Genomic DNA, 19,775 nt, shown 5'->3' on the forward strand with positions numbered 1-19,775 from the left:
CCCCCCGCCTCCTCGCCCCGACGGCCGCCCTCACCCCCCTCCCCGGCCCCGCCGCCCTGATCACGGCCCTGGCTCCCGACGCCCTGGCCCTCCATCACCTGCTGCACGCGGGGGCGGAGGCCCTGGGCGTGGCCTGAGCCGGTTCTCGCGCGGGCCATGGCCTGCGACGTACGCGCCCCGGCGTCCCCGCCCGCACCGCCGTCGCGTCGGCGCTACAGCAACCGCCAGCCGTTCCGCGTGAACACGGCAGAGGCGCCCAGGCGGTGAAGGGCGGAACGAACGGGCGGCCGGCCGAGCGGGCCGCCCGGCACCGCGCCGCCACCACGAGCGGGCCGTGCCGTCGCGCCGCCGGCGGACGGTGGGTCAGCTCCGAGCGCCGTGGGTCCCGCGGGCGGCGGACAGGTGCAGGGGAGCGGATCTCCGGTGGTGTTCTCCGTGGTGCCCCGCCCCGCCGGCGACTCGGCGGGAGGCCGAGCGGGTGGTGTGCGCGGCGGGCGGCCCGGCTCCGGAGCCGGTGGCGTGCCGGGGCCTTCCGACGCCGGAGCGCCGAGCGGGTAGAGGCGGCCCAGTCGCTCCAGCAGGCGGGCGTAGACCTCCCGGTGGGGCGGGCGGGGCTCGGTCCGCCCCGCCTCCCAGCTCACCACCGTGGTCCGGCTCACCCTGAGCGCTCCGGCGAGGTCCGCCTGAGTCAGCCCATGAGCCTTGCGCAGCCGCGCGCGTTCGAGAGGCGGCGGCAGCACCGAGTGACGTTCGATCAGCGTATGAACGGCGTCCAGGATTCTGGCCATATCGCCATCGGCGTGGGTCATGTTCACTTTCCAGGATTTCCAGACAATATGCCCTCTTTGGTGCGTACCGTACTCAGTGGGCGCGCCCCGCGGGCGGGACGCGCCTGACGGCTGCGAGGCGGTGTGCGGGTCCTCCCGGGCCCAGGCGGACAATCCGTCAGCGGCGGACCGGGCAGCAGGGCGCCGGGCAGGCCGTTCCGCCCTCGAACGCCGGGCGGTCGGAGGCCCGTTCCCCCGGCGGTGCCGCGGTCACCGGCTGCCAGCCCTGGGTGGTGAGCTCGAAGCGCAGCGGGCGCCCCGCGGGGAGAGGCCGTTCGGCCACGGCCGCCCGGTCACCGACGGCTCCCGCCGGCAGGTTCCTGCCCCGGTCCGCTTCCCCGTGCTGATGCCCTCGCTCATGGCCGGGGAGCGGGCCACGAGTGTGCTCGCTCACCGGGGAACGCCGCGCCGACGGCTCATCGGCCCGCGCCGGGCCACAGCCGTCGGCCGTCCCGAAGGCGTGCCGCGGGCACATGACGAGCTCTCCGCGCCGCTCCCCCCGGGCTGCCGCCGGGAGCTCGGACCGTTCGGTGTCGCCACGGGGAGCGGGGGGGCGGGGCCCCTCCTCGGCCGCCGCCCGCCGGCCCTCGGTCGCGCTCCCGCCCGGAGCGTACCGGGAAGGGGCCGGATGGATATCGGCGAGCCGTTCGAGCAGATGCGCGTAGGCCTCGCGCTGCGGCGGCTCCGGCTCGGCCAGGCCGGCCTCCCAGCTCTCCACGGCGTTCTTCGTCACGAGCAGTGCGCGGGCCACGTCATCCGGCGCGAGTCCATGGGCCACGCGCAGACGCCGCCGCTCGCCGGGCGGGGGGAGGAGGACGCGGCCCTCGATCAACGCGTCGACCGCGACGAACAGAGCCGACGCCAGGCTGGTCCCGGACTCGGACATTGCGGCACTCCAGCGGGCTTCTCAATCCGGGTGAACAGGGAAGGGTCATACCGTACGGGACACGGCACGCCCGGCGGTGCACGAGGAGACTCTCGCGCGGTGACACAGAGCGTGGAAGCCGCCTCGCTGCGTAGTATTGGGCCGCCCGGCAGCGGGGTGGCAGCCGGGCGCCCCGCCCGCCCCGCCTCCCCGCACTCCCGGAGGGAGCATCGTGATCCGCCGCAGTCGGCACCGGACCGGTGCACAGCGTCCTGCCGTGGTCGTTCACCCCTTGCCCCAGGAGGAACCCGCCTCGCCGCAGGGGCCGGCGAAGGCCGGCGCCGACTGCGATCAGGCGGAGCTGGAGGAGGCGGAACTCAAGCTCTGGCTCGACGCGGACGGCTGGCCCGTGATCAACGGCCATCGCGTCACTCCCGCCTTGTGCGCCGCACTGCGCAGGCGTCATCCGTGGCAGGCGGAGCACTTCCAGTACGAGGAGATCATCGCGCTGTCCCGCAGACTCGGCCGGCCACTGCCGAGTGACGCGCCATGAGGGCGACCGCTCCGCTCAGGGGCCACCGCCGCCGGAGCGCGTTCCCCCCGGCGCCGCGACGCGCGCCGCTCCGCGTACACCCGATGTGCCCCGGTCCGGCGCGGGCGCCCCACCACCAGGAGACCCGCACGTGCTAGCCAGAAGAAAGCAGCGCTGGGCCCAGCGGGAGAAGGCCGCGTTCACGTTCCAGGACGATCAGGCTCCCTCGGGCGCCATGCGGGTCGAAGAACAGGAGAACGTCCGCTTGCCGACACCGGAGGAAGCGAAACGCTACGCCATCTCCAGGGAAACTCCGCTGATGGAGATCGAACGGGTCTATTACGACGACGCCGGCGGCGTGGTCCGGCATTCGAGGCACATCCTCATGCGCGGCTCCGTCTGGCAGCGGAGCTACATGGTGTCCCCGGATCATCCGGCGGAGGCCGAGAACTCCCGATAGTTCTCGCGCGGACCGGTCACCACCTGGGCAATGACGCCTCATTGGCGGTGCACGTCCCTGCCGCGGGCAGACGCGTCGGGTGTCGGGATGACTGCCGGGTCTCCATCCGCTCGCACATTGCGCGGTCTTTTTCCCCTAAAGGGCGGGACTGCTGCTCGGCGCTTCTCGCATTTCGGCGACATTTCCGGGTGCCTGCGGAAAGGCGGCCGGTTTCTCGCGGTCGCGGGCGCGCGAGTGAAGATCGACTTTCGCGGCCGGAATTTCGCGTGCAAGGTGGAGGTACCGGACGGGAGCGGACATCCCCCAGGTCCGGTTCGCCCTTTCGTTTCGCATGCGAGGAGTTGATAGCCATGCCGGTTGGCGACGAGCTTTCGGGTCTTGATTTCTCCGCAATGATCGGCGGTCCGCTTTCGGCGGTCGTGAAGGCGCAGGCGCAGTCCGCGCAGACCTCGGTCGAATTCATCAGGTCCGTCGGGTTCGGGCAGGACGGGCAGCCGACGACGGTTCAGTTCAGCTACGAGAAGCCGGTCGAGAAGCGGGACGACAACGGCCGCGTCTCCGGTGTCGAGGTGAAGCCGTTCAAGCTGTCGGTGCCGATTCTGACCATGCTCCCGATACCGTTCATACGGATTCAGGAGACCACGATCGATTTCAACGCGAAGATCAACTCGGTCCAGGAGTCGAGCAGTACGTCCTCGCAGGACCTCGCGGCCTCTCTCGGCGCGAGCGGCGGCTTCGGTCCGGTGTCCGCGGAGCTGAAGGTGAGCTACTCCTCCAAGCAGGGGACGAGCGAGGGCTCCAAGGTCGAACGCTCCTACTCCATGGCCGTCCAGGTGAAGGCGACGCAGGAGGAGCTGCCCGCGGGAACGGAGCGAATCCTGTCCGTACTGGAGAACTGCATCAAGGAATCCCCTGCGTGAGGAAAACTCGAAGCGCCGCCGTCGAAGGCCGACCGGTTCCCCGGGCTCACCGGCCCGGACGCGCCGATCGCTGATCTCCACATCCGGCTGGGCCGCAAGGCCCGGGAGTGTTCACGAGGCAGGCATCACATGACGGATTTCTCCCAGACACTCGGCGCTCTTCTGGCCAGTGTGGCGCGAGCCAGGCAGATCGCGGACCTGCAGACCGCGGCCATCGCCGAACAGTACCGGGACAACCCCTTGCTGGAAGGGCTCAGTGTGCCGCGCGTGCGGATACCGGAACTCCGCATCGACCTGCCCATCCTCATCGAGGGCCAGACCGGGGGCGTTCCCGGCGCCCTCCGGGACCCGGAGCTGGTCGCCCGGGAGGTGGTGTCCGCGGTCGCCGACGCCCTGGCGGTCGCGGAGGAGAAACTGCCTCCCGGGCTCCGGCAGCGCCTGCAGAACCGGCTCACCACCGAACTCACACGCGCCGCGTCCCCCAGGACCGGGGAGCCGCTCACCCGGGAATCCCTCGCCCACCACGCCCAGACGGCCACGCGCGAACTGCTCACCGGCACCGCCGTGGGCAAACGGCTCGGGGCCGGCGGCCTGCGGACGGTACTGGACGCCGTACGCCACCGCGTCGGCGACGTCGACGCGGCCGAGGCGGGCAGCCCTCCCGGCATCTCCGTCAACGTCCTCTCCGGGCAGATCAAGGAGCAGGCGTCCCCCTCCATGGTCAGCAGACTCAGTATCACCGTCAGGGAGGAGGGGCTCGAATGGGAGACCTTCCGTACCGGAGAGGGCGCTGTGCGGAGCCGGCTCGGACCGGAATGACCACCCACCGAGCCCGAACGGGAGGACACCGTGCTCAGCGCGACCCGCCACATGCTCACCGCCCACCTTCTCGACCTCCCCCGCGTCCTCGACCGCTACGCCGCCGCCGATCCCGCCTTCGTCGGCGAGGCCCTCGCCTGGCTCAGCTCCGTCGAACAGACACTCCTCAAACTCCGCCGCCCCCTGGCGGGACAGGTCGCCTCCGCACGCGGCCGCATCCTCGGCGCCAAGGACGGCTACCGCCCGAACGGCGCCGTCTCCTCCGGTACCACCCCCCGCCAGGCCCAGCGCGCCGTCACCGCCGCCGCCCTCACCGAAACGGACAACGCCCTGCGCGACATCATCACCGGAATCGACACCCGACTCGACGGGTACCGCGAGAAGATCGCACAGCTTCTGGCCGTCGCCTCCCACGCTCGGCCACTCCCCACCCCCGGCGACCAGCCCAGGGACCCCTGGCTCCGGTCACTGTGGTCCGACCTGGCCACCACCCCCGACACCGCGGGCATGCACGCCTATCTCAAGGCGGCACTCGCCCCCGGCGACGCCCTCGACCTCCTCGGCGAACTCGTCGACAACCTCCTCGGACAAACCGACGACACGCCCCTGCCCGGCACGCGCGCGGCGGGCGCAGCTCCGGAAGGAGGAAGGATCACCCGATGAAGCGCAACGAAGAATTCCGCGACATCCTCGATGATGTTCTCCGGGAATGCCCGGCCGGCAGACAGCAGGAGAATTACACGGTCGGATTGACCGAGGGCAGGGCCCTCGTCATCAGCAAGGCGGGCGGCGTGAGAGCGGAAACGGCAGGGATGGACGAGTTGAGGGACGCGATTTCGCGGGCGGAATGGTGGACCACGGGCTTCATCCGGCACGTTTACCTGGCACAGACCTTCGGCGCAGGGGGCACGAGCAATCACGGGGAAATGTGCGTTCTCGCCGCTTGCAAAGCGCTGCGCGACCCGCTGGCGCTGATTGAATGCGCCGGCCAGAATTGCTCGGCATGTTTCGCCATGGTCGAAGATGTCACCCTGAACGAGGAATCCGAACTGCCGCAGCTGGGCTGGGTGCACCCTTGCGCGCCCATAGCCATGGGCACCCAGAGACCGGGAAGCTGGCGCGCTCAGGTCGCGTCCCTGCGGATATACAACGAAAGAGGCACTCGGGATGAGAATCTTCTGCCCTTGACCGCGTCCCCCCGGGGTCGCTGCGAAGTATTCCTTTCACACTGACTCTGATCGAACGCGCCGCGCGTCTCCGGTCACCCGGCGGTCAGCAGCTCCGGGAGTTTGCGCATGTCCTCGAAGACCACCGTGTCCGGGCCCGCCAGCCAGGCCGCCGGGGTCAGGCCGCCCGCGTAGCCGAACGACCGCATCCCGGCGGCGCGCGCGGCCTGGACGCCGTACTGGCTGTCCTCGACCACCGCGCACCGCTCCGGGGCAACGCCCATCCGCTCCGCCGCGTGCAGGAACAGGTCCGGGGCGGGCTTGCCGTGCGCCACCTCGCTGGCGCTGAAGATCCGGCCCGCGAAGTGCTCGTACAGCCCCGTGCGGGCCAGGGTGCGGCGCATCTTGTCGTGGCCGCCGCTGGAGGCGATGCAGTGCGGCAGGGTCAGCGACTCCAGCACCTCGCCGATCCCGTCCACCCGCGTCAGCCCCGCGTCCACGGCCGCCTCAAGCCGCACCCGGTACAGCTCCTCCCAGCGCCCGGCCGCCTCCGCGCCCAGCCGCTCGGCGATCTGTGCCCGCACCGCGCGTTCGGAACGGCCCAGGAAACGGTCCACGATCTCGTTCTCGGTCAGCGGCCACCCCAGCTCGGCGCCCAGCTCCACGCAGATGCGCAAGGCCAGCGGCTCGGTGTCCACCAGCACGCCGTCGCAGTCGAAGATCACCAGGTCAATGGGGGGATGCGTCACCCCGGCAGCCTAACCTGTGGCCATGCGGGAAACGGATGAGCGTGCGACCGGCGAAATTCTGTTGCTGACCGGGCCGCCGGGCGCCGGCAAGACGACGGTGGCGCGGCTGCTGGCCGGGGAGGTGCTGGAGGCGCCCTGCGTGCACCTGCATGCGGACGACTTCTGGGCCTGCATCGTGCGGGGCGCGCTCCTGCCCTTCCTGCCCGAGGCCCAGCCGCAGAACGAGACGGTCATCGCCGTCCTGGCCCACGCGGCGGCCGGGTACGCGGCCGGGGGCTACCGGGTCGTGGTGGACGGCGTGGTGGGCCCTTGGTTCCTCGGCCCCTTCCGCACGGCCGCCGACGAGTCCGGCGTCCCCCTCCACTACGCGGTCCTGCGCCCCGACGAGCCCACGACCCTGACCCGAGGTACCACCCGCCCCGGCCACCCCCTGACCGACCCGGGCCCCATCAGCCTGATGCATGCCCAGTTCACCGACCTCGGCCCGTACGAGCCCCACGCCCTGGACACCTCCGCCCAGTCGCCCCGGGCCACGGCCACCACCGTCCGCACCGCACTGACGGCGGGCCGCCTGCGCCTCCCGGCCTGACCCCCCACCCCGGCCGGGAACGCGGCGGCCCGCCCCGGACGTTCCACGCACGCCGCGCGACCACACCCGCGCCCTGCGAGGTCCCCTGCCGATGAATCGACCGCCCCGCCTGGCCTGGCTTCCCCCGGTCTGCCTGAACGCGGTCCTCGGCGTCCTCGCCATCGTCCCGTTCTTCGCGCTGGCGTTGTTCCTGAGGAACTTTCCCCTGCACGACCTGGGACTGACCCGCCGGGAGCCGACCGAGAACGACGGCATCCTCGGGTGGGTGATCCTCCTGGTGCCCCTCGGAGGCACGTCTCTCGGGATCTGGTTCCTCAGCAACTATCTGGTGCGGAACACCACCCGGGCGAGGGCCCTCCCCGCCCGCCGCTACTGGTTGCTGAGCACGGCGGTGGTCTGTCTGCCGTTTCTCCTCGGCACCGGGTGGGCCGCGCTGGGCCGGCTCTGGCCTCACCTGCCGTAAGGGCCTGCACGCGCCGGGCAAAAGGCGAAGGCAAGGAGAGCGCTCTCTCCCTGCCTCTCTCAACGTATAGCGCGGCGGGGGGCTTGCCGCAAGGCCCCCGTCGTGGCGCAGAATCGGCGGCCGGTGCCGGGACCTGCGGAAACGCGGGGGTGCGGTGCGCCGGAGGGAAGGCGATCAGGGATGAGGGACGTGCGCGACAACGGGTTCGGCGGAGTGGGTTATGTGCGGGATCTGCGCGAGGTCGACGAGGCGCAGGTCGCGCTCGTCGGGGGGAAGGCCGCGCACCTGGGTGCGCTGGCGCGGATCGAGGGCGTGCGCGTGCCCGACGGCTTCTGCGTGACGACCGACGCCTTCCGGCGGGTCGTGGCGGAGGCGCCGTCGATCGGGGAGCTGCTCGACCGGTTGTCCCGCTCGCAACCGGACGACCGGGAGGCCACGAGCGCGCTCAGCGCGGAGCTGCGCCGGGCCATCGAGGGGATCGCCGTCCCGGACGGCCTCGCGGCGGCGATCACCCAGGCGGTGGTCCGGCTCGGGGAGCGGACCCCCTGCGCCGTCCGCTCCAGCGCGACGGCCGAGGACCTGCCGACGGCCTCCTTCGCCGGCCAGCAGGACACCTATCTGAACGTCCTGGGCCCGGCGGCGGTCCTCCGGCACGTCAGCCGGTGCTGGGCCTCGCTGTTCACCGAGCGGGCCGTGACCTACCGCCGGAGGAACGGCATCGACCACCGCGCGGTCCGGATGGCCGTGGTCGTGCAGCGGATGGTCCTGCCGCACGCGTCCGGCATCCTGTTCACGGCCGACCCGGTCACGGGCAACCGGAGGGTCGCCACCGTGGACGCCGGGTTCGGCCTCGGCGAGGCCCTGGTCTCCGGCCTGGTGAACCCGGACGTCTTCAAGGTGCGCGACGGCGAGGTCGTCGAGCGGTCCATCGCCGCCAAGCAGCGCGCCGTTCAGGCCCTGCCGGACGGCGGCACACGGGAGGTCCCGGTCGACGCGCGGCGGCAGGAGGAGCCCGCGCTGACGGACGCGCGGGCCGTGCGGCTCGTGGAGCTGGGGCGGCGCATCGAGGCGCACTTCGGCCGCCCGCAGGACATCGAGTGGTGCCTGGCCGACGACGGCTTCCACATCGTTCAGAGCCGTCCGATCACCACCCTGTTCCCCGTCCCCGAGACCGGCGACCGGGAGAACCACGTCTTCGTCTCGGTGGGCCACCAGCAGATGATGACCGACCCCATGCGCCCCCTGGGCCTGTCCGTGTGGCACCTGACGGCCATGGCGCCGATGCTCGAAGCCGGCGGGAGGCTGTTTGTCGACGTCACCCCGCGCCTGGCCTCGCCCGCGGCCCGCGCCGGACTCCTCGACGTCATCGGCAGGGGCGACCCGCTGATCCGGGACGCGCTGGAGACGATCCTCGACCGCGGCGACTTCGTGCCCACGCTCCCGGACACGGCCGCCCCCGGCGGCCCGCCGGCCGGGACAGCGCCCGCCCCGATCCCGACCGACCCGGCCCTCGTCACCGAGCTGATCGAGCGCAGCCGGGCCTCCGTCGCCGCCCTGGAGCGGGAGATCCGGACGAAGAGCGGGCCCGCGCTGTTCGACTTCCTGCTCGACGCCTTCGCGGAGCACAAGCGGGCCCTCGGCGATCCCCTGAGCATGCAGGCGATCATGGCCGGGATGGAGGCCACGTGGTGGCTCAACGACAGGCTGCACGAGTGGCTGGGCGAGAAGAACGCCGCCGACACGCTCACGCTCTCCGCCCCCGGCAACGTCACCTCGGAGATGGGCCTGGCGTTGCTCGACGTCGCGGACGCGATCCGCCCGCATCCGGAGGTGATCGCCTTCCTGCAACGCGCCCAGGGCGGGGACGTCCAGGGCGGGGGCGTGCGGGACGAGGACTTCCTGGACGAGCTGGCGAAGCTCCCGGGCGGGGCCGAGGCGCGCGAGGCGATCGCGGCCTACCTCGACCTGTACGGCATGCGCTGCGTCGGGGAGATCGACATCACGCGGCCACGGTGGAGCGAGCGCCCCGCCACGCTCGTTCCCGCGATCCTGGACAACGTCCGCAACTTCGGCCCCGGCGCGGCCCGGCAGCGCTTCGAGCAGGGGCGGGAGAAGGCGCGGCAGAAGGAGCGGGACGTGCTGGCGCGCCTGCGGGCCCTGCCGGACGGGGACCGCAAGGCCGACGAGACGAAGCGGATGATCGACCGGGTCAGGACCTTCATCGGGTACCGGGAGTATCCGAAGTACGGCATCGTCAGCCGCTACTTCCTCTATAAGCAGGCTCTGTTGGGGGAGGCCGAGCGCCTGGTGCGGGCCGGCGTGCTGACGGAGAGGGAGGACGCCTTCTACCTCACGTTCCAGGAACTCCACGACGCCGTGCGCTCGAAGGAGGTGGACCACCGGCTCGTCCGGCAGCGCAAGGAGGAGTTCCGCTCCTGCCACGCGCTCACGCCGCCCCGGGTGCTCACCTCCGACGGCGAGGCCGTCAACGGCGCCTACCGGCGCGAGGACGTTCCGCCCGGCGCCCTGAGCGGCCTGCCGGTCTCCGCCGGGACCGTGGAAGGAAGGGCCCGCGTCGTCCTCGACATGGCCGAGGCCGACCTCGAGGCGGGCGACATCCTCGTCACGGCCTTCACGGACCCGAGCTGGTCCCCGCTGTTCGTCGGCATCGCGGGCCTGGTGACGGAGGTGGGCGGCCTGATGACCCACGGCGCGGTGATCGCCCGCGAGTACGGCCTCCCGGCCGTCGTGGGCGTGGACCGGGCCACCCGGCTGATCCGCGACGGGCAGCGCATCCGCGTCCACGGCACCGACGGGTACGTCGAGATCCTGTCCTGAACGCGAGGGGCGACGCCGGGGACAACGCCGGTGGCCGGGGCGCGTCTTGAGCGGCCCGGAAAGGGCTGGACGGGGTGGTGGGCGCCCTTGTACCGTGCGGGGGCCGTGACGCCGACCGAGGAGGTGGGACCCATGAACGCTGTATCGACGTGGGTGCTCCTCCTTCCCGTCACGGCCGGGCGATTGACGTAGGTGTCGCCGGGAGCGCCCCCCCACCAGGGCACTCCCGAAAGGCACCACCTATGCACTCATCGCTGGACCCCGTGCCGCACGCTTCGCGGTCCACCGCCCGGCCGGGCCCCGGCGCCGCTCGCCCGCCCCTCGCGTTCGACGTGATCATCGCCGGCTGCGGCCCGGTCGGCGCGGTGCTGGCCGCCGAGCTGCGGCTGCACGGCGTGCGCGTCCTCGTGCTGGAGAAGGACACCGAGCCCACGTCGTTCGTCCGCATCGTCGGCCTGCACATGCGCAGCCTCGAACTGCTGGCCATGCGCGGCCTGTTGGACCGCCTTCTCGCCCACGGCAGGAAACGGTCGGCCGGCGGATTCTTCGCCGCGATCGACAAGCCCGCGCCCCGCGGCCTGGATTCCGCGCACGCCTACCTGCTGGGCATCCCGCAGCCCGTCCTCGTCCGCCTGCTCGAAGAGCACGCGGTCGCGCGGGGCGCGCAGATCCGGCGCGGCAGCGCGGTCGCCGACTTCGAGCAGGACGAGGAGGGCGTGACGATCGAGACGGCCCCCGGGGGCGAACGCCTGCGGGCCCGCTACCTCGTCGGCTGCGACGGCGCGCGCAGCACCGTGCGCAAGCTGCTCGGCGTCGGCTTCCCCGGCGAGCCCGCGCGGAACGAGACGCTGATGGGCGAGATGGAAGCGGGGCTGCCGCAGGAGGAGATCGCCGCCCGCGTGGCCGAACTCCGCGATGCCCCCCGGCGGTTCTGGCTGCGGCCCTTCGGCGGAGGGGTCTACAGCGTCCTGGTCCCCGCGGCGGAGGTCAGCGACCGCGCGGAGCCGCCCACCCTGGAGGACTTCCGGCGGGAGCTGCGCGCCGTCGCCGGGACCGACTTCGGCGTCCACTCCCCGCGCTGGCTCTCCCGCTTCGGGGACGCCACGCGGCTGGCCGAACGCTACCGGGCCGGCCGGGTGCTGCTGGCCGGCGACGCGGCGCACATCCACCCGCCCATCGGCGGGCAGGGGGTCAACCTCGGCATGCAGGACGCGTTCAACCTCGGCTGGAAGCTGGCCGCCCAGGTCCGCGGCTGGGCGCCGGGGACGCTGCTGGACACCTACCAGGCCGAACGCCGGCCGGTCGCCGCGGACGTGCTGGACAACACCCGGGCCCAGGAGGAACTCTCCGCCCCCGGCCCTGGCCCGCGGGCCGTGCGCAGGCTGCTCACCGAGCTGATGGACTTCGAGGAGGTGAACCGCCACCTGACCGAGAAGATCGCCGCGATCGGCATCCGCTACGACTTCGGCGAGGGCCCCGGCTTGCTCGGCCGCCGCCTGCGCGACATCGACGTGCGCCAGGGCCGCCTCTACGACCTGCTGCACGACGGCCGCGGCCTGCTGCTCGACCGCACCGGCCGCCTGACCGCCGACGGCTGGTCGGACCGGGTCGACCACCTGCCCGACCCCACCGCCGCGCTGGACGCCCCCTGCGTCCTGCTCCGCCCCGACGGCCACATCGCCTGGCTCGGCGACGACCAGCACTCCTTGAACGCCCACCTCACCCGCTGGTTCGGCACCCCGGCCGCCTGACCCCGCCGGGGCTGCCTTCCCCCGCGCCGGTCGGGGGAAGGCAGCCTCGCCCGCCGGTCCGGGCGGCCGGTCACCACTCGGTGATCGGCGCTGCGGCCTCGGGGAGTTGGCGCCAGGCTTGCGTGAGGCGGGTCAGGCGGGTGGGGGCGGCAATGCCGCGGATGGTGGTGATCCTGGGGCCGGTGAGGTCGAAGGTCACCGAGCCGGAGACCCGGTCGCCCAGGACGAAGAGGAGGGCGGGGCCGCCGTTGACCAGGGCGTAGTGGACGGTGAGGATGCCGCCGGCGAGGCGGCGCTTCGCGGCCGTGGGCTTGAAGCCGGCGCGGGCGACGGCGGCGATGCGCCGCGGCGTGTCGTACCGCAGCAGCTTCTCCGTCAGGCCGGCGCCGTCGGAGATCGCGGTCGCGTCGTCCGTGAGCAGCGCCACCAGGCGCTCGGTGCGCCCCGAGGAGGCGGCGGCGAAGAACTCCTCGACCAGCCTGCGCGCGGACGCCGGGTCCACCTCGCCGCCGCCGCCGCGGCGCGCGGCGGTGAGGTGGCGCCGGGCCCGGTGGAGGTGCTGCTGGCTCGCGGACTCGGTGAGGTCGAGCATCCCGGCGATCTCGGCGTGGCTGTAGGAGAACGCCTCCCGCAGCACGTAGACGGCCCGCTCCGCCGGGGAGAGGCGCTCCATCAGCGTCAGCACGGCCAGGGACACCATCTCGCGCTGCTCGAAGGTGTCGGCCGGCCCGAGCATCGGGTCGCCGTCGAGCAGCGGCTCGGGCAGCCAGGCCCCCGCCGTGCGCTCGCGGCGGGCCTGCGCCGAGCGGAGCCGGTCGAGGCACAGGTGGGTGACGACCTTGGCCAGCCACGCCTCCGGCACCTCGATCCGGCTCCGGTCCGCGGCCTGCCAGCGCAGGAACGCGTCCTGCACGACGTCCTCGGCGTCGGCGGCCGAGCCCAGCATGCGGTACGCCAGCGAGGCCAGCCGGTTGCGGCCGGCCTCGAACCGGTCGGCGTCGAAGCGGTCGACGTCGGTGCTCTCCACGCGGGTCACCCTAGGCGGCAACGCTGCCGCTCCTCCCGGCGGACGCCTCCGGCGCGGACGTCTCCGGCGCGGCGGCCAGGCGGCGCCTGCGCCGGGGGAGGCCGAAGGTCGGGTGCGAGGTCCCCCACAGCGACCCCTTCTCGATCACCGCCTTGATCCGCGCGGCCCTCCGCCCGCCGCTGTACGCCGGCTTCGCCCGCCCCTCGCCGTCCACCGCCTGCCAGATCCCGTCCCGCCGCCCCAGGCTGATGGCGTTGTACTGGTGGACCAGCTTGGTGCGCGCGACCTTGCGGCCGGTCAGCCGCCCCACGATCGCCTCGATGGCCTGCCGCCCGGTGTAGCCGGCCGAGCCGCAGGACATCGGCAGCGGCCGGCCGTTGTCCCCGACGGCGTGGACGCTGTCCCCGACGGCGTAGACCTCCGGGTGCGAGACCGACCGCATCGTGCGGTCCACGACGATCCGCCCCTGGTCGGTGACCTCAAGCCCGGCGGCAGCGGCGAGGGGGCCGACCGCGAACCCGGCCGTCCACACGGTGGCGTCGGACGCCAGGGCGGTGCCGCCGGCGCACAGCACCCGCGTCGCCTCGACGGCCTCGACCCTGGTGTGCTCCAGCACGGTGACGCCCAGCCGGTCGCAGGCCCGGCGCAGGTGGGCTCGGGCCCCGGCGGAGAGCCGGGCGCCCAGCTCGCCGCGGGCGATCAGCGCCACGGACAGGCCGGGCCGGGCCTCCGCGATCTCCGTGGCGGTCTCGATGCCGGTGTGCCCGTCCCCGACGACCACCACGCGCCCGCCCTCGCCCCGCCCGCCCAGCTCGTTCAGCCGCTCGCGCAGCCGCAGCGCCGAGGGCCGCGCGGCGACGTCGAAGGCGTGCTCGGCCGCGCCGGGCACGCTGTGGGCGTCGCCCTGGCTGCCCAGCGCGTACAGCAGCGTGTCGTATTCGAGCTCGCCGCCGCCGTTGTCGTCGGCCACGACGACGACCCGCCGCTCGGGGTCCAGGGCCGTGACGCGCGCCACGCGCACCCGTATCCCCGTGCCCGCGAAGACCTCGGTGAGCTGCGGCGCCTCGATCTCCCGCCCGGCCGCGAGCTGGTGCAGCCGCAGACGCTGGACGAAGTCCGGCACCGCGTTCACCACGGTGATCTCGGTATCCGCCGACGCCAGCCGACGCGCCAGGTTCCCGGCCACATAGGCCCCGGCGTACCCGGCGCCGAGGACGACGATGCGGTGCTTCATGTCTCGCTCCTGTCGTTTGCCCTGCCCTTCCGCGACTTGAGCGGAACGGCGGCCCGATTCCTGACAGGACCGAGATATGGCGTGGGTCACAGCCCGGAAGGCCGACCGCGGGACCGGATACGCGGGCGGTGGCCGGGTAGGTGTGAACGCTGCGAGGCCGCTTTCCCCCGGGTCGATCGGGAGAAAGCGGCCTCGCGCCGTCGATCAGGCCGCTCGGTCCTCGGCCCGGACGCCCGCGATGAACGCGGCGAAGTGCGCCGGGGTGAGGAGCAGCGCCGGTCCGGTCGGGTTCTTGGAGTCGCGGATGGCGATGCGGCGGTGGGGGGTGTGGGTGAGGTCGGCAACCTCGACGCAGTCCTGTCCGTTGCCGCTGTAGGAGGACTTGAACCAGTCTCCGAGGTCAGCGACTTCGACGCAGTTGGTGCCGTTGCCGCTGTAGGAAGAGGCGAACCAGTCGGCCATGCCGACCAGGTCCGGTGCGTGGGCGGTGCGAGCGTGCTGGGTCATGCGGTGATCTCTCGTGCTAGTCGTTGCAGGAACAGGGGGGTCTCTTCCGGCGGCAGGGCAGATCGCGACAGGGCCTCGAACAGCCTTGAGAAGCGCCCCACTTCCCGGGGCCTGTCACTGACGGAGACATTACGGTAGGCGGTGTCCACCTTGACCGTCGTCGGCAGCTTGCCGCCGAGGAGGAGGATGCTGAAGTCGTGCTCGAACAGGTAGCCCCGCATGCCCTGAGGGAGCACCTGGACGGTCACGTTGTCGAGCGCCGACAGCCTGGCGATCTCCTCGTACTGCTCGCACATGAGGTCGGCATCACCGACCATGTGCCTCAGTGCGGCTTCGTAGAGGATCGCCCACAGCCGCAGCGGGGACTCTGTCCGCGTCAGTGCCTCCTTTCGTTTCGCCCTGATCCGAACGCTGTCCTCGATGAATTCCGTCGTCGTCTCATCAATGGACTTGGCGATCTCGTGGCGCGTCCGTGCGTATGCCTCGGTCTGCAACAGCCCCAGAACCAGGATCGGGTGGTACGCGCGAATCTCCTGCGCCGATGACTCGATGCCGAGGAATCTCGGCATGCCCGGGTACATGCTGGTGACGCGAGGGGTCCACCATTCCTGGCTGGACGCCTCCCGCTGCGTCTCGACCAGTCGACTGACCTCCTCGTCGTCAGTGACGCCGTACCGAGTCAGGAGCTTGCGCAAGTCGCCTGCGCTGCGCAGGTCCTGAAGCCCGGTCTCGACCCGTTGCAGCTTGGTGTCGCTGAACGGCATCCCTCGCGTTGCGTCTTCGAGGCTGAGCCCGGCCTGCTTCCGCAGTTCGCGCAGCTCATGGCCGAGCGCGATGCGGCGGGCAGTTGGTCGGTGCGGAGCTGCCATCTGCTTGCCTTCCCGGCACAACTGCCTGCGAATCGCGGTGATCTGCGCGGCCTAACGCGCCAATGAATCGTCGCATCGGACGTTGCGTTCGCAGGGTCATGTGCCACTTTCTCGTGGGCGGGTGATTCAACCTCGGATTCTATTGCGATCGACTGTGCGCCACGGCACGGTGATTGAGCTGGGAAGACGAGAGACCGCGCTTTCGATGTGCGGCTGTCGGGCGTCAACTCCCCGGCTCTGAATCGGAGGTATGACACATGATCGCAGTAGCAACGCAGCCCCTCGTGGGGCCCCTCACCCTTGCCCGCGCGGCCCAAAGCGCCGCGCGGGCAAGGGAATTGGTTCATCAGGCCCTGGGAGACGGGGAGTTGGCGAAGCTGGCCGACGCCGCCGCGCTCGTCGTGTCCGAGATGGTGGCCAACTCCGTGCTCCACGGCCGTTGTTCCCGGGTTCACGTGACCGTGCAGCGCACCGGTCGCACCGGGGTGCGGGTCGTGGTGGCGGACGGGTCGCGCGCCCTTCCCGTGCTCCGCAAGCCGGGTGGGGAGGACATGGGCGGGCGCGGGCTGGTCATCGTGGAGGCGCTGGCCGTGCGGTGGGGGGCCGAGGTGCTGCCGTGGGGGAAGCGCGTGTGGGCCGAGCTGGCGGGCGGGGCCGCGTGAGGGCGCCGCTGGCGTGGGGGCCGGGCGGGCTGCCCGTGCCGTACGCCGCCGCCTGGAGCGCGGAGAAGCGGGCCCTCCCGGTGGCGAGGGCGTTGACCGTCCGGCCCGGCGGGGCCGGGCTGGCCTACCGGGACGAGCGGCCGGGGGACCGGGACCGGCACGGCGTGCTGTGGGCGCGCATGGCGGAGGCGCCGGGGGAGGGGCGCCCGGACTTCCGGGCGTTGCACAGTGTGCGGCAGCGGGAGGCGATGCTGCGGCGGCTGTGCCAGGTGTGCGGGGGGCCGGCCGAACGGACCTCGCGGGGGTGGCTGTTCCTGATGCAGCGGCCGGAGGGCGAGCCGGAGGGGATGCTGACCACCAAGCCGCCCGTCTGCCGCCCCTGCGCGGGGCTGGCCGCCCGGCACTGCCCGCGCCTGACCGACCCGGTGGCCGTCCACTGCCGCAAGCCCCGCGTGTGGGGCGTCTTCGGCGGCTTCCTCGCCCCGGCCCCCGGCGGCCGGTTCGCCTCCTCCGAGGACGGCCACATCCCCTACGGCGACCCGGCCGCGCCCTGGTTCCTCGCCTCCCAGCTCGTCATCGAACTCACGCGGTGTACGCGGGCCGCCACCCTTGCATGAGGGCCGGCCGTCCCGCCGACCCCCGTCGGGCCCGGGCGGGGCATTCCCCCCGGTCAGGCCGCCCGCTCAGCGGGTGGTGGCGCGCTTCTCGTGGCGGGTGCCGTGGCGGAGGGTGATCGTCATCAGGTCGCTGGGGGCGTCCAGTTCCAGGCGGTGCCATCGGCCGCGGGGGACGATCACGGCGGTGCCCGCCCGCAGCCGCACCACGTCCTCGGCGCCTCCGGGCGTGGTGGGACGGAAGCAGACGCGGACGCCGCCGGTCAGGCAGCACACCGCCTCCTCGGCCTCCGGGTGCACCTCCCAGTGGTCGGCGTGAACGTCGGAGTCGGTCGCCACGTGGAACGTCGCGATCTGCCAGGCCCCGGAGTCGCTGCTCGTCATCCGCCGTTCGCCGGCTCGGAGATCGCCGTCGGGATGGATGTGGAGCGCCGAGGCGAACAGGTCGATGGGCGAGGCGGGTGTCGTCGTCATGACGGGGTTCCTTCCAGTCGGTTCGCTGCGGATGCGGCGGGTTGCGGGTGCGGTGGTGCGGCCCGGCGGCGGGGCAGCACGCCGATCGCCACGACCGCCGCGAGCACGAAGAGAGCGGCGGCGACGGCGAGCCCCAGGGCGTAGCCGCCGTTGAGCGCGGCGGGGCCGGTGGACGTGCCGGTGCGGTGCGCGGCGACGGTGGCCAGAACGGCCAGGCCGACGCAGCCGCCGAGCTGGCGGGAGCTGTTGAGGAGGCCGGAGGCCATGCCGGCCTCGTGCGGGGCGATGCCGGTGGTCGCGGCGACGGCGACCGGGGCGAGGACCAGTCCGGCGCCCACGCTGGTGACGAGGGAGGGGCCGAGTACGTCGGTGAGGAAGCTGCCGCCGGGACTGATGAAGGCGAACCACCCCAGGCCCGCGGCGGCCAGGAGGGCGCCGGGCACCAGGGGCGCGCGGGGACCGCGCACCGCGGTGACGCGGGTCGCGGCAATCGTGCCCGCCACCATGCCCGCGGAGAAGGGCAGGAAGGCGGCGCCGGTCACCGCGGCACCCAGGCCGAGCACCTGCTGCATGTACAGGGACACGAAATAGAACGCCGTGAACTGCCCGGCCGCGGCCAGGAACACCAGCACGTTGGCGCCGGCGACCCAGCGGCTGCGCAGCAGACCGAGGCGCAGCAGCGGCGCGGGGGCCCTGGATTCGGCGAGGACGAAGGCTGCCAGGAGCACGAACGCGGCGGCGAGGGTCACCAGGGTGGCCGGGGAGCCCCACCCCTGGGCGTCGGTGCGGACGACGCCGAACACCAGCACGCCGATCCCGCCCGTCGCCAGGACGGCGCCGGGCGCGTCCAGCCTTTCCTGCCGGGCGGGCCGTTCTCCGGCGGGCACGCCGACGAGCGCCAGCGCGAGGGCCGCGGCCACGATGGGCAGGTTGATCAGCATCACCCAGCGCCACCCCGCGTACTCGGTCAGCAGCCCCCCTGCCAATACGCCCAGCGCCCCGCCCGCGGCGTTCATCGCGCTCCACACCCCGAGCGCGCGGACGCGCCGGGGCCCCTCGGTGAAGGTGGCGGTGAGCATCGCCAGCGCGGCAGGGGCCGCTGCGGCGGCCCCCAGGCCCTGCCCGGCACGGGCGGCGATCAGCTGCCAGGGCGTCTGGGCCAGCCCGCCGGCCAGCGAGCACAGCCCGAAGACCACCAGGCCCACCAGGAACAGCCGCCGCCGGCCGTACAGGTCGCAGGCGCGGCCGCCCAGCAGCAGGAACCCGCCGAACGTGAGCGCGTAGACGTGCACGACCCACGACAGGCCGAGGGGCGCGAATCCCAGCGCGGTGCGGATCTCGGGCAGTGCCACGTTGACCACCGACAGGTCCAGGGCGAAGACGAACTGGGCGACGGCCACCGCCGCCAGCACCGGGCCGGGTTGCCCGCGCATATTTTTATACATGTAAAGAAAGTAGCGCCGACGGGCGGCTGCTGTCGACTCCTGGGGGATGATGAGGGCATGCCGCAGCCGTCCACGCCCCGCCGAGCCCTCGGCCGGCCTCCGCGTATCTCCCGCCAGGAGGTTGTCGAGAAGGCCCGCCGGATCGTGGACGAGGAGGGTGTGGGCCGGCTGACCATGCGGCGACTGGCCGCGGAGATCGGCAGTACGCCGATGGCGCTCTACCACCACGTCCGCGACAAGGAAGAGCTGCTCGTCCTGCTGCTCGACGACTACGCCGAGCGGACGCTGCGCCGGCCCGAGCCGCCCGCCCACCCTCGCGAGCGGATCGTCACCGCCGCCGCCGCGATCCACGAGGTGCTCGCCGCCTGCCCCTGGATCGTGGAGGTGCTGGCCGCCGACGACCTGATGTCCAGATCCGCCCTGTGGTTCGTCGAGCAGATCGTCGACGGCCTCGTCGCATGCGGCCTGTCCCCCGAGCGGGCCGTCCACGGGTACCGCGCGATCTGGTACTACACGGCCGGGGAGATCGTGGTGCGGGCGACGGCGGCCCGGCGGCGCGCGGACGAGAGCCGTGCGACCTACCGGGAGCGGGTCTTCGCCGATCTCGACCCGAGTGAGCTGCCCCGCTTGGCGCAGGTCGCTGACCGCTGGGCGCCGCTGACCGCCGAGGACACCTACCTGGACGGGCTCCGGGCCCTGGTGGACGGCCTCATCGCGACCCGCTGACGGGGGCGCCGCCGCCGGTGTGCGCCAGGCCGAACGGACACGTCGGCACGGCGGCATCCGGGGGGCTGCGGCGGTTGCTGTTCGGGGGGAGTCCGGCGTGGACGCGCGGCCTTGCTCCCCGCGTCCGTCTTCCGGGGGCCGTCGGTGGTGTCCCCGCGCCACCGGGAGAGGCGCAACCTGCCCGCGTCGGCGGGGTGTTGCGGCCGTGCCGGGGGCGGCGCGTTTTCGGCCAGGTCTC

The 19,775-nt window shown here is 72.9% G+C and carries 22 protein-coding genes; 13 read left to right on the plus strand and 9 right to left on the minus strand.

Annotated elements, in window-relative coordinates:
• Positions 1–212 precede the first annotated feature (212 nt).
• Together RM780_RS02265 and RM780_RS02270 are read right to left on the minus strand one after the other, a co-directional pair.
• A complete protein-coding gene (locus RM780_RS02265) occupies positions 213–809 on the minus strand; it encodes a helix-turn-helix transcriptional regulator (protein ID WP_311628706.1) in 597 nt (198 codons plus the stop codon).
• A 136-nt stretch (positions 810–945) separates the two neighbouring features.
• Positions 946–1,713, minus strand: a complete 768-nt coding sequence (locus RM780_RS02270) for a helix-turn-helix domain-containing protein (protein ID WP_311628707.1) — start codon at positions 1,711–1,713, stop codon at positions 946–948.
• 211 nt (positions 1,714–1,924) lie between these two features.
• Here RM780_RS02270 and RM780_RS02275 point away from each other — a divergent pair, with 211 nt between their 5' ends.
• The 6 genes from RM780_RS02275 to RM780_RS02300 all read left to right on the plus strand — a co-directional run bounded on the left by RM780_RS02275 (position 1,925) and on the right by RM780_RS02300 (position 5,655).
• Positions 1,925–2,245: a hypothetical protein gene (locus RM780_RS02275; RefSeq protein ID WP_311628708.1), complete on the plus strand. Its 321-nt coding sequence runs from the start codon at positions 1,925–1,927 to the stop codon at positions 2,243–2,245.
• Between the two features lie 130 nt (positions 2,246–2,375).
• The gene (locus RM780_RS02280) at positions 2,376–2,684 is read left to right on the plus strand and encodes a UTRA domain-containing protein (protein WP_311628709.1); all 309 of its coding nucleotides are present in this window, start codon (positions 2,376–2,378) and stop codon (positions 2,682–2,684) included.
• A gap of 350 nt (positions 2,685–3,034) precedes the next feature.
• The gene (locus RM780_RS02285) at positions 3,035–3,604 is read left to right on the plus strand and encodes a DUF2589 domain-containing protein (RefSeq protein WP_311628710.1); all 570 of its coding nucleotides are present in this window, start codon (positions 3,035–3,037) and stop codon (positions 3,602–3,604) included.
• 171 nt (positions 3,605–3,775) lie between these two features.
• The gene (locus RM780_RS02290; RefSeq protein ID WP_311628711.1) at positions 3,776–4,423 is read left to right on the plus strand and encodes a hypothetical protein; all 648 of its coding nucleotides are present in this window, start codon (positions 3,776–3,778) and stop codon (positions 4,421–4,423) included.
• A 30-nt stretch (positions 4,424–4,453) separates the two neighbouring features.
• The gene (locus tag RM780_RS02295; RefSeq protein WP_311628712.1) at positions 4,454–5,086 is read left to right on the plus strand and encodes a hypothetical protein; all 633 of its coding nucleotides are present in this window, start codon (positions 4,454–4,456) and stop codon (positions 5,084–5,086) included.
• Positions 5,083–5,655, plus strand: a complete 573-nt coding sequence (locus RM780_RS02300) for a hypothetical protein (RefSeq protein ID WP_311628713.1) — start codon at positions 5,083–5,085, stop codon at positions 5,653–5,655. Before RM780_RS02295 ends, RM780_RS02300 begins: the two co-directional genes overlap by 4 nt.
• A 29-nt stretch (positions 5,656–5,684) precedes the next feature.
• Here RM780_RS02300 and RM780_RS02305 read toward each other — a convergent pair whose 3' ends face one another.
• On the minus strand, positions 5,685–6,338 hold the full coding sequence (locus RM780_RS02305; RefSeq protein ID WP_311628714.1) for an HAD family hydrolase: 654 nt from the start codon (positions 6,336–6,338) through the stop codon (positions 5,685–5,687).
• A gap of 22 nt (positions 6,339–6,360) precedes the next feature.
• Between RM780_RS02305 and RM780_RS02310 the strand changes: the two genes are divergently transcribed.
• The 4 genes from RM780_RS02310 to RM780_RS02325 all read left to right on the plus strand — a co-directional run bounded on the left by RM780_RS02310 (position 6,361) and on the right by RM780_RS02325 (position 11,979).
• Positions 6,361–6,927, plus strand: a complete 567-nt coding sequence (locus tag RM780_RS02310) for an AAA family ATPase (protein ID WP_311628715.1) — start codon at positions 6,361–6,363, stop codon at positions 6,925–6,927.
• A gap of 91 nt (positions 6,928–7,018) precedes the next feature.
• Positions 7,019–7,390 (plus strand): hypothetical protein, encoded by a 372-nt coding sequence (locus RM780_RS02315; protein WP_311628716.1) that lies wholly within the window; start codon positions 7,019–7,021, stop codon positions 7,388–7,390.
• A 180-nt stretch (positions 7,391–7,570) separates the two neighbouring features.
• Positions 7,571–10,228, plus strand: coding sequence for a rifamycin-inactivating phosphotransferase (gene rph, locus RM780_RS02320; RefSeq protein ID WP_394812869.1), 2,658 nt, complete (start codon positions 7,571–7,573; stop codon positions 10,226–10,228).
• Positions 10,229–10,470: 242 nt separating this feature from the next.
• Entirely contained in the window at positions 10,471–11,979 is a 1,509-nt protein-coding gene (locus RM780_RS02325) for an FAD-dependent oxidoreductase (protein WP_311628718.1), read from the plus strand.
• 70 nt (positions 11,980–12,049) lie between these two features.
• Here RM780_RS02325 and RM780_RS02330 read toward each other — a convergent pair whose 3' ends face one another.
• The 4 genes from RM780_RS02330 to RM780_RS02345 all read right to left on the minus strand — a co-directional run bounded on the left by RM780_RS02330 (position 12,050) and on the right by RM780_RS02345 (position 15,616).
• Positions 12,050–13,006: a sigma-70 family RNA polymerase sigma factor gene (locus tag RM780_RS02330; RefSeq protein WP_311628719.1), complete on the minus strand. Its 957-nt coding sequence runs from the start codon at positions 13,004–13,006 to the stop codon at positions 12,050–12,052.
• Between the two features lie 10 nt (positions 13,007–13,016).
• Entirely contained in the window at positions 13,017–14,240 is a 1,224-nt protein-coding gene (locus tag RM780_RS02335; RefSeq protein ID WP_311628720.1) for an NAD(P)/FAD-dependent oxidoreductase, read from the minus strand.
• A 204-nt stretch (positions 14,241–14,444) separates the two neighbouring features.
• Entirely contained in the window at positions 14,445–14,702 is a 258-nt protein-coding gene (locus RM780_RS02340) for a DUF397 domain-containing protein (protein ID WP_311628935.1), read from the minus strand.
• 41 nt (positions 14,703–14,743) lie between these two features.
• Positions 14,744–15,616 carry a helix-turn-helix domain-containing protein gene (locus tag RM780_RS02345; RefSeq protein WP_311628721.1) on the minus strand — a complete coding sequence of 291 codons (873 nt, stop codon included), beginning with the start codon at positions 15,614–15,616 and terminating at the stop codon, positions 14,744–14,746.
• Positions 15,617–15,873: 257 nt separating this feature from the next.
• Between RM780_RS02345 and RM780_RS02350 the strand changes: the two genes are divergently transcribed.
• A complete protein-coding gene (locus RM780_RS02350) occupies positions 15,874–16,278 on the plus strand; it encodes an ATP-binding protein (RefSeq protein ID WP_311628722.1) in 405 nt (134 codons plus the stop codon).
• Positions 16,275–16,895 carry a hypothetical protein gene (locus RM780_RS02355; RefSeq protein WP_311628723.1) on the plus strand — a complete coding sequence of 207 codons (621 nt, stop codon included), beginning with the start codon at positions 16,275–16,277 and terminating at the stop codon, positions 16,893–16,895. The genes RM780_RS02350 and RM780_RS02355 overlap by 4 nt, the downstream gene beginning before the upstream one ends.
• 66 nt (positions 16,896–16,961) lie before the next feature.
• Here the strand turns inward: RM780_RS02355 and RM780_RS02360 are convergent, their stop codons facing one another.
• Together RM780_RS02360 and RM780_RS02365 are read right to left on the minus strand one after the other, a co-directional pair.
• A complete protein-coding gene (locus RM780_RS02360; RefSeq protein ID WP_311628724.1) occupies positions 16,962–17,366 on the minus strand; it encodes a cupin domain-containing protein in 405 nt (134 codons plus the stop codon).
• Positions 17,363–18,811 carry an MFS transporter gene (locus tag RM780_RS02365; protein ID WP_311628725.1) on the minus strand — a complete coding sequence of 483 codons (1,449 nt, stop codon included), beginning with the start codon at positions 18,809–18,811 and terminating at the stop codon, positions 17,363–17,365. Before RM780_RS02365 ends, RM780_RS02360 begins: the two co-directional genes overlap by 4 nt.
• A gap of 57 nt (positions 18,812–18,868) precedes the next feature.
• On the opposite strand from RM780_RS02365, the gene RM780_RS02370 reads away from it, so the two are divergent.
• The gene (locus RM780_RS02370) at positions 18,869–19,537 is read left to right on the plus strand and encodes a TetR/AcrR family transcriptional regulator (protein WP_311628726.1); all 669 of its coding nucleotides are present in this window, start codon (positions 18,869–18,871) and stop codon (positions 19,535–19,537) included.
• Positions 19,538–19,775 lie beyond the last annotated feature (238 nt).

This window comes from Streptomyces boetiae, assembly GCF_031845405.1.
Classification (GTDB): domain Bacteria; phylum Actinomycetota; class Actinomycetes; order Streptomycetales; family Streptomycetaceae; genus Streptomyces; species Streptomyces boetiae.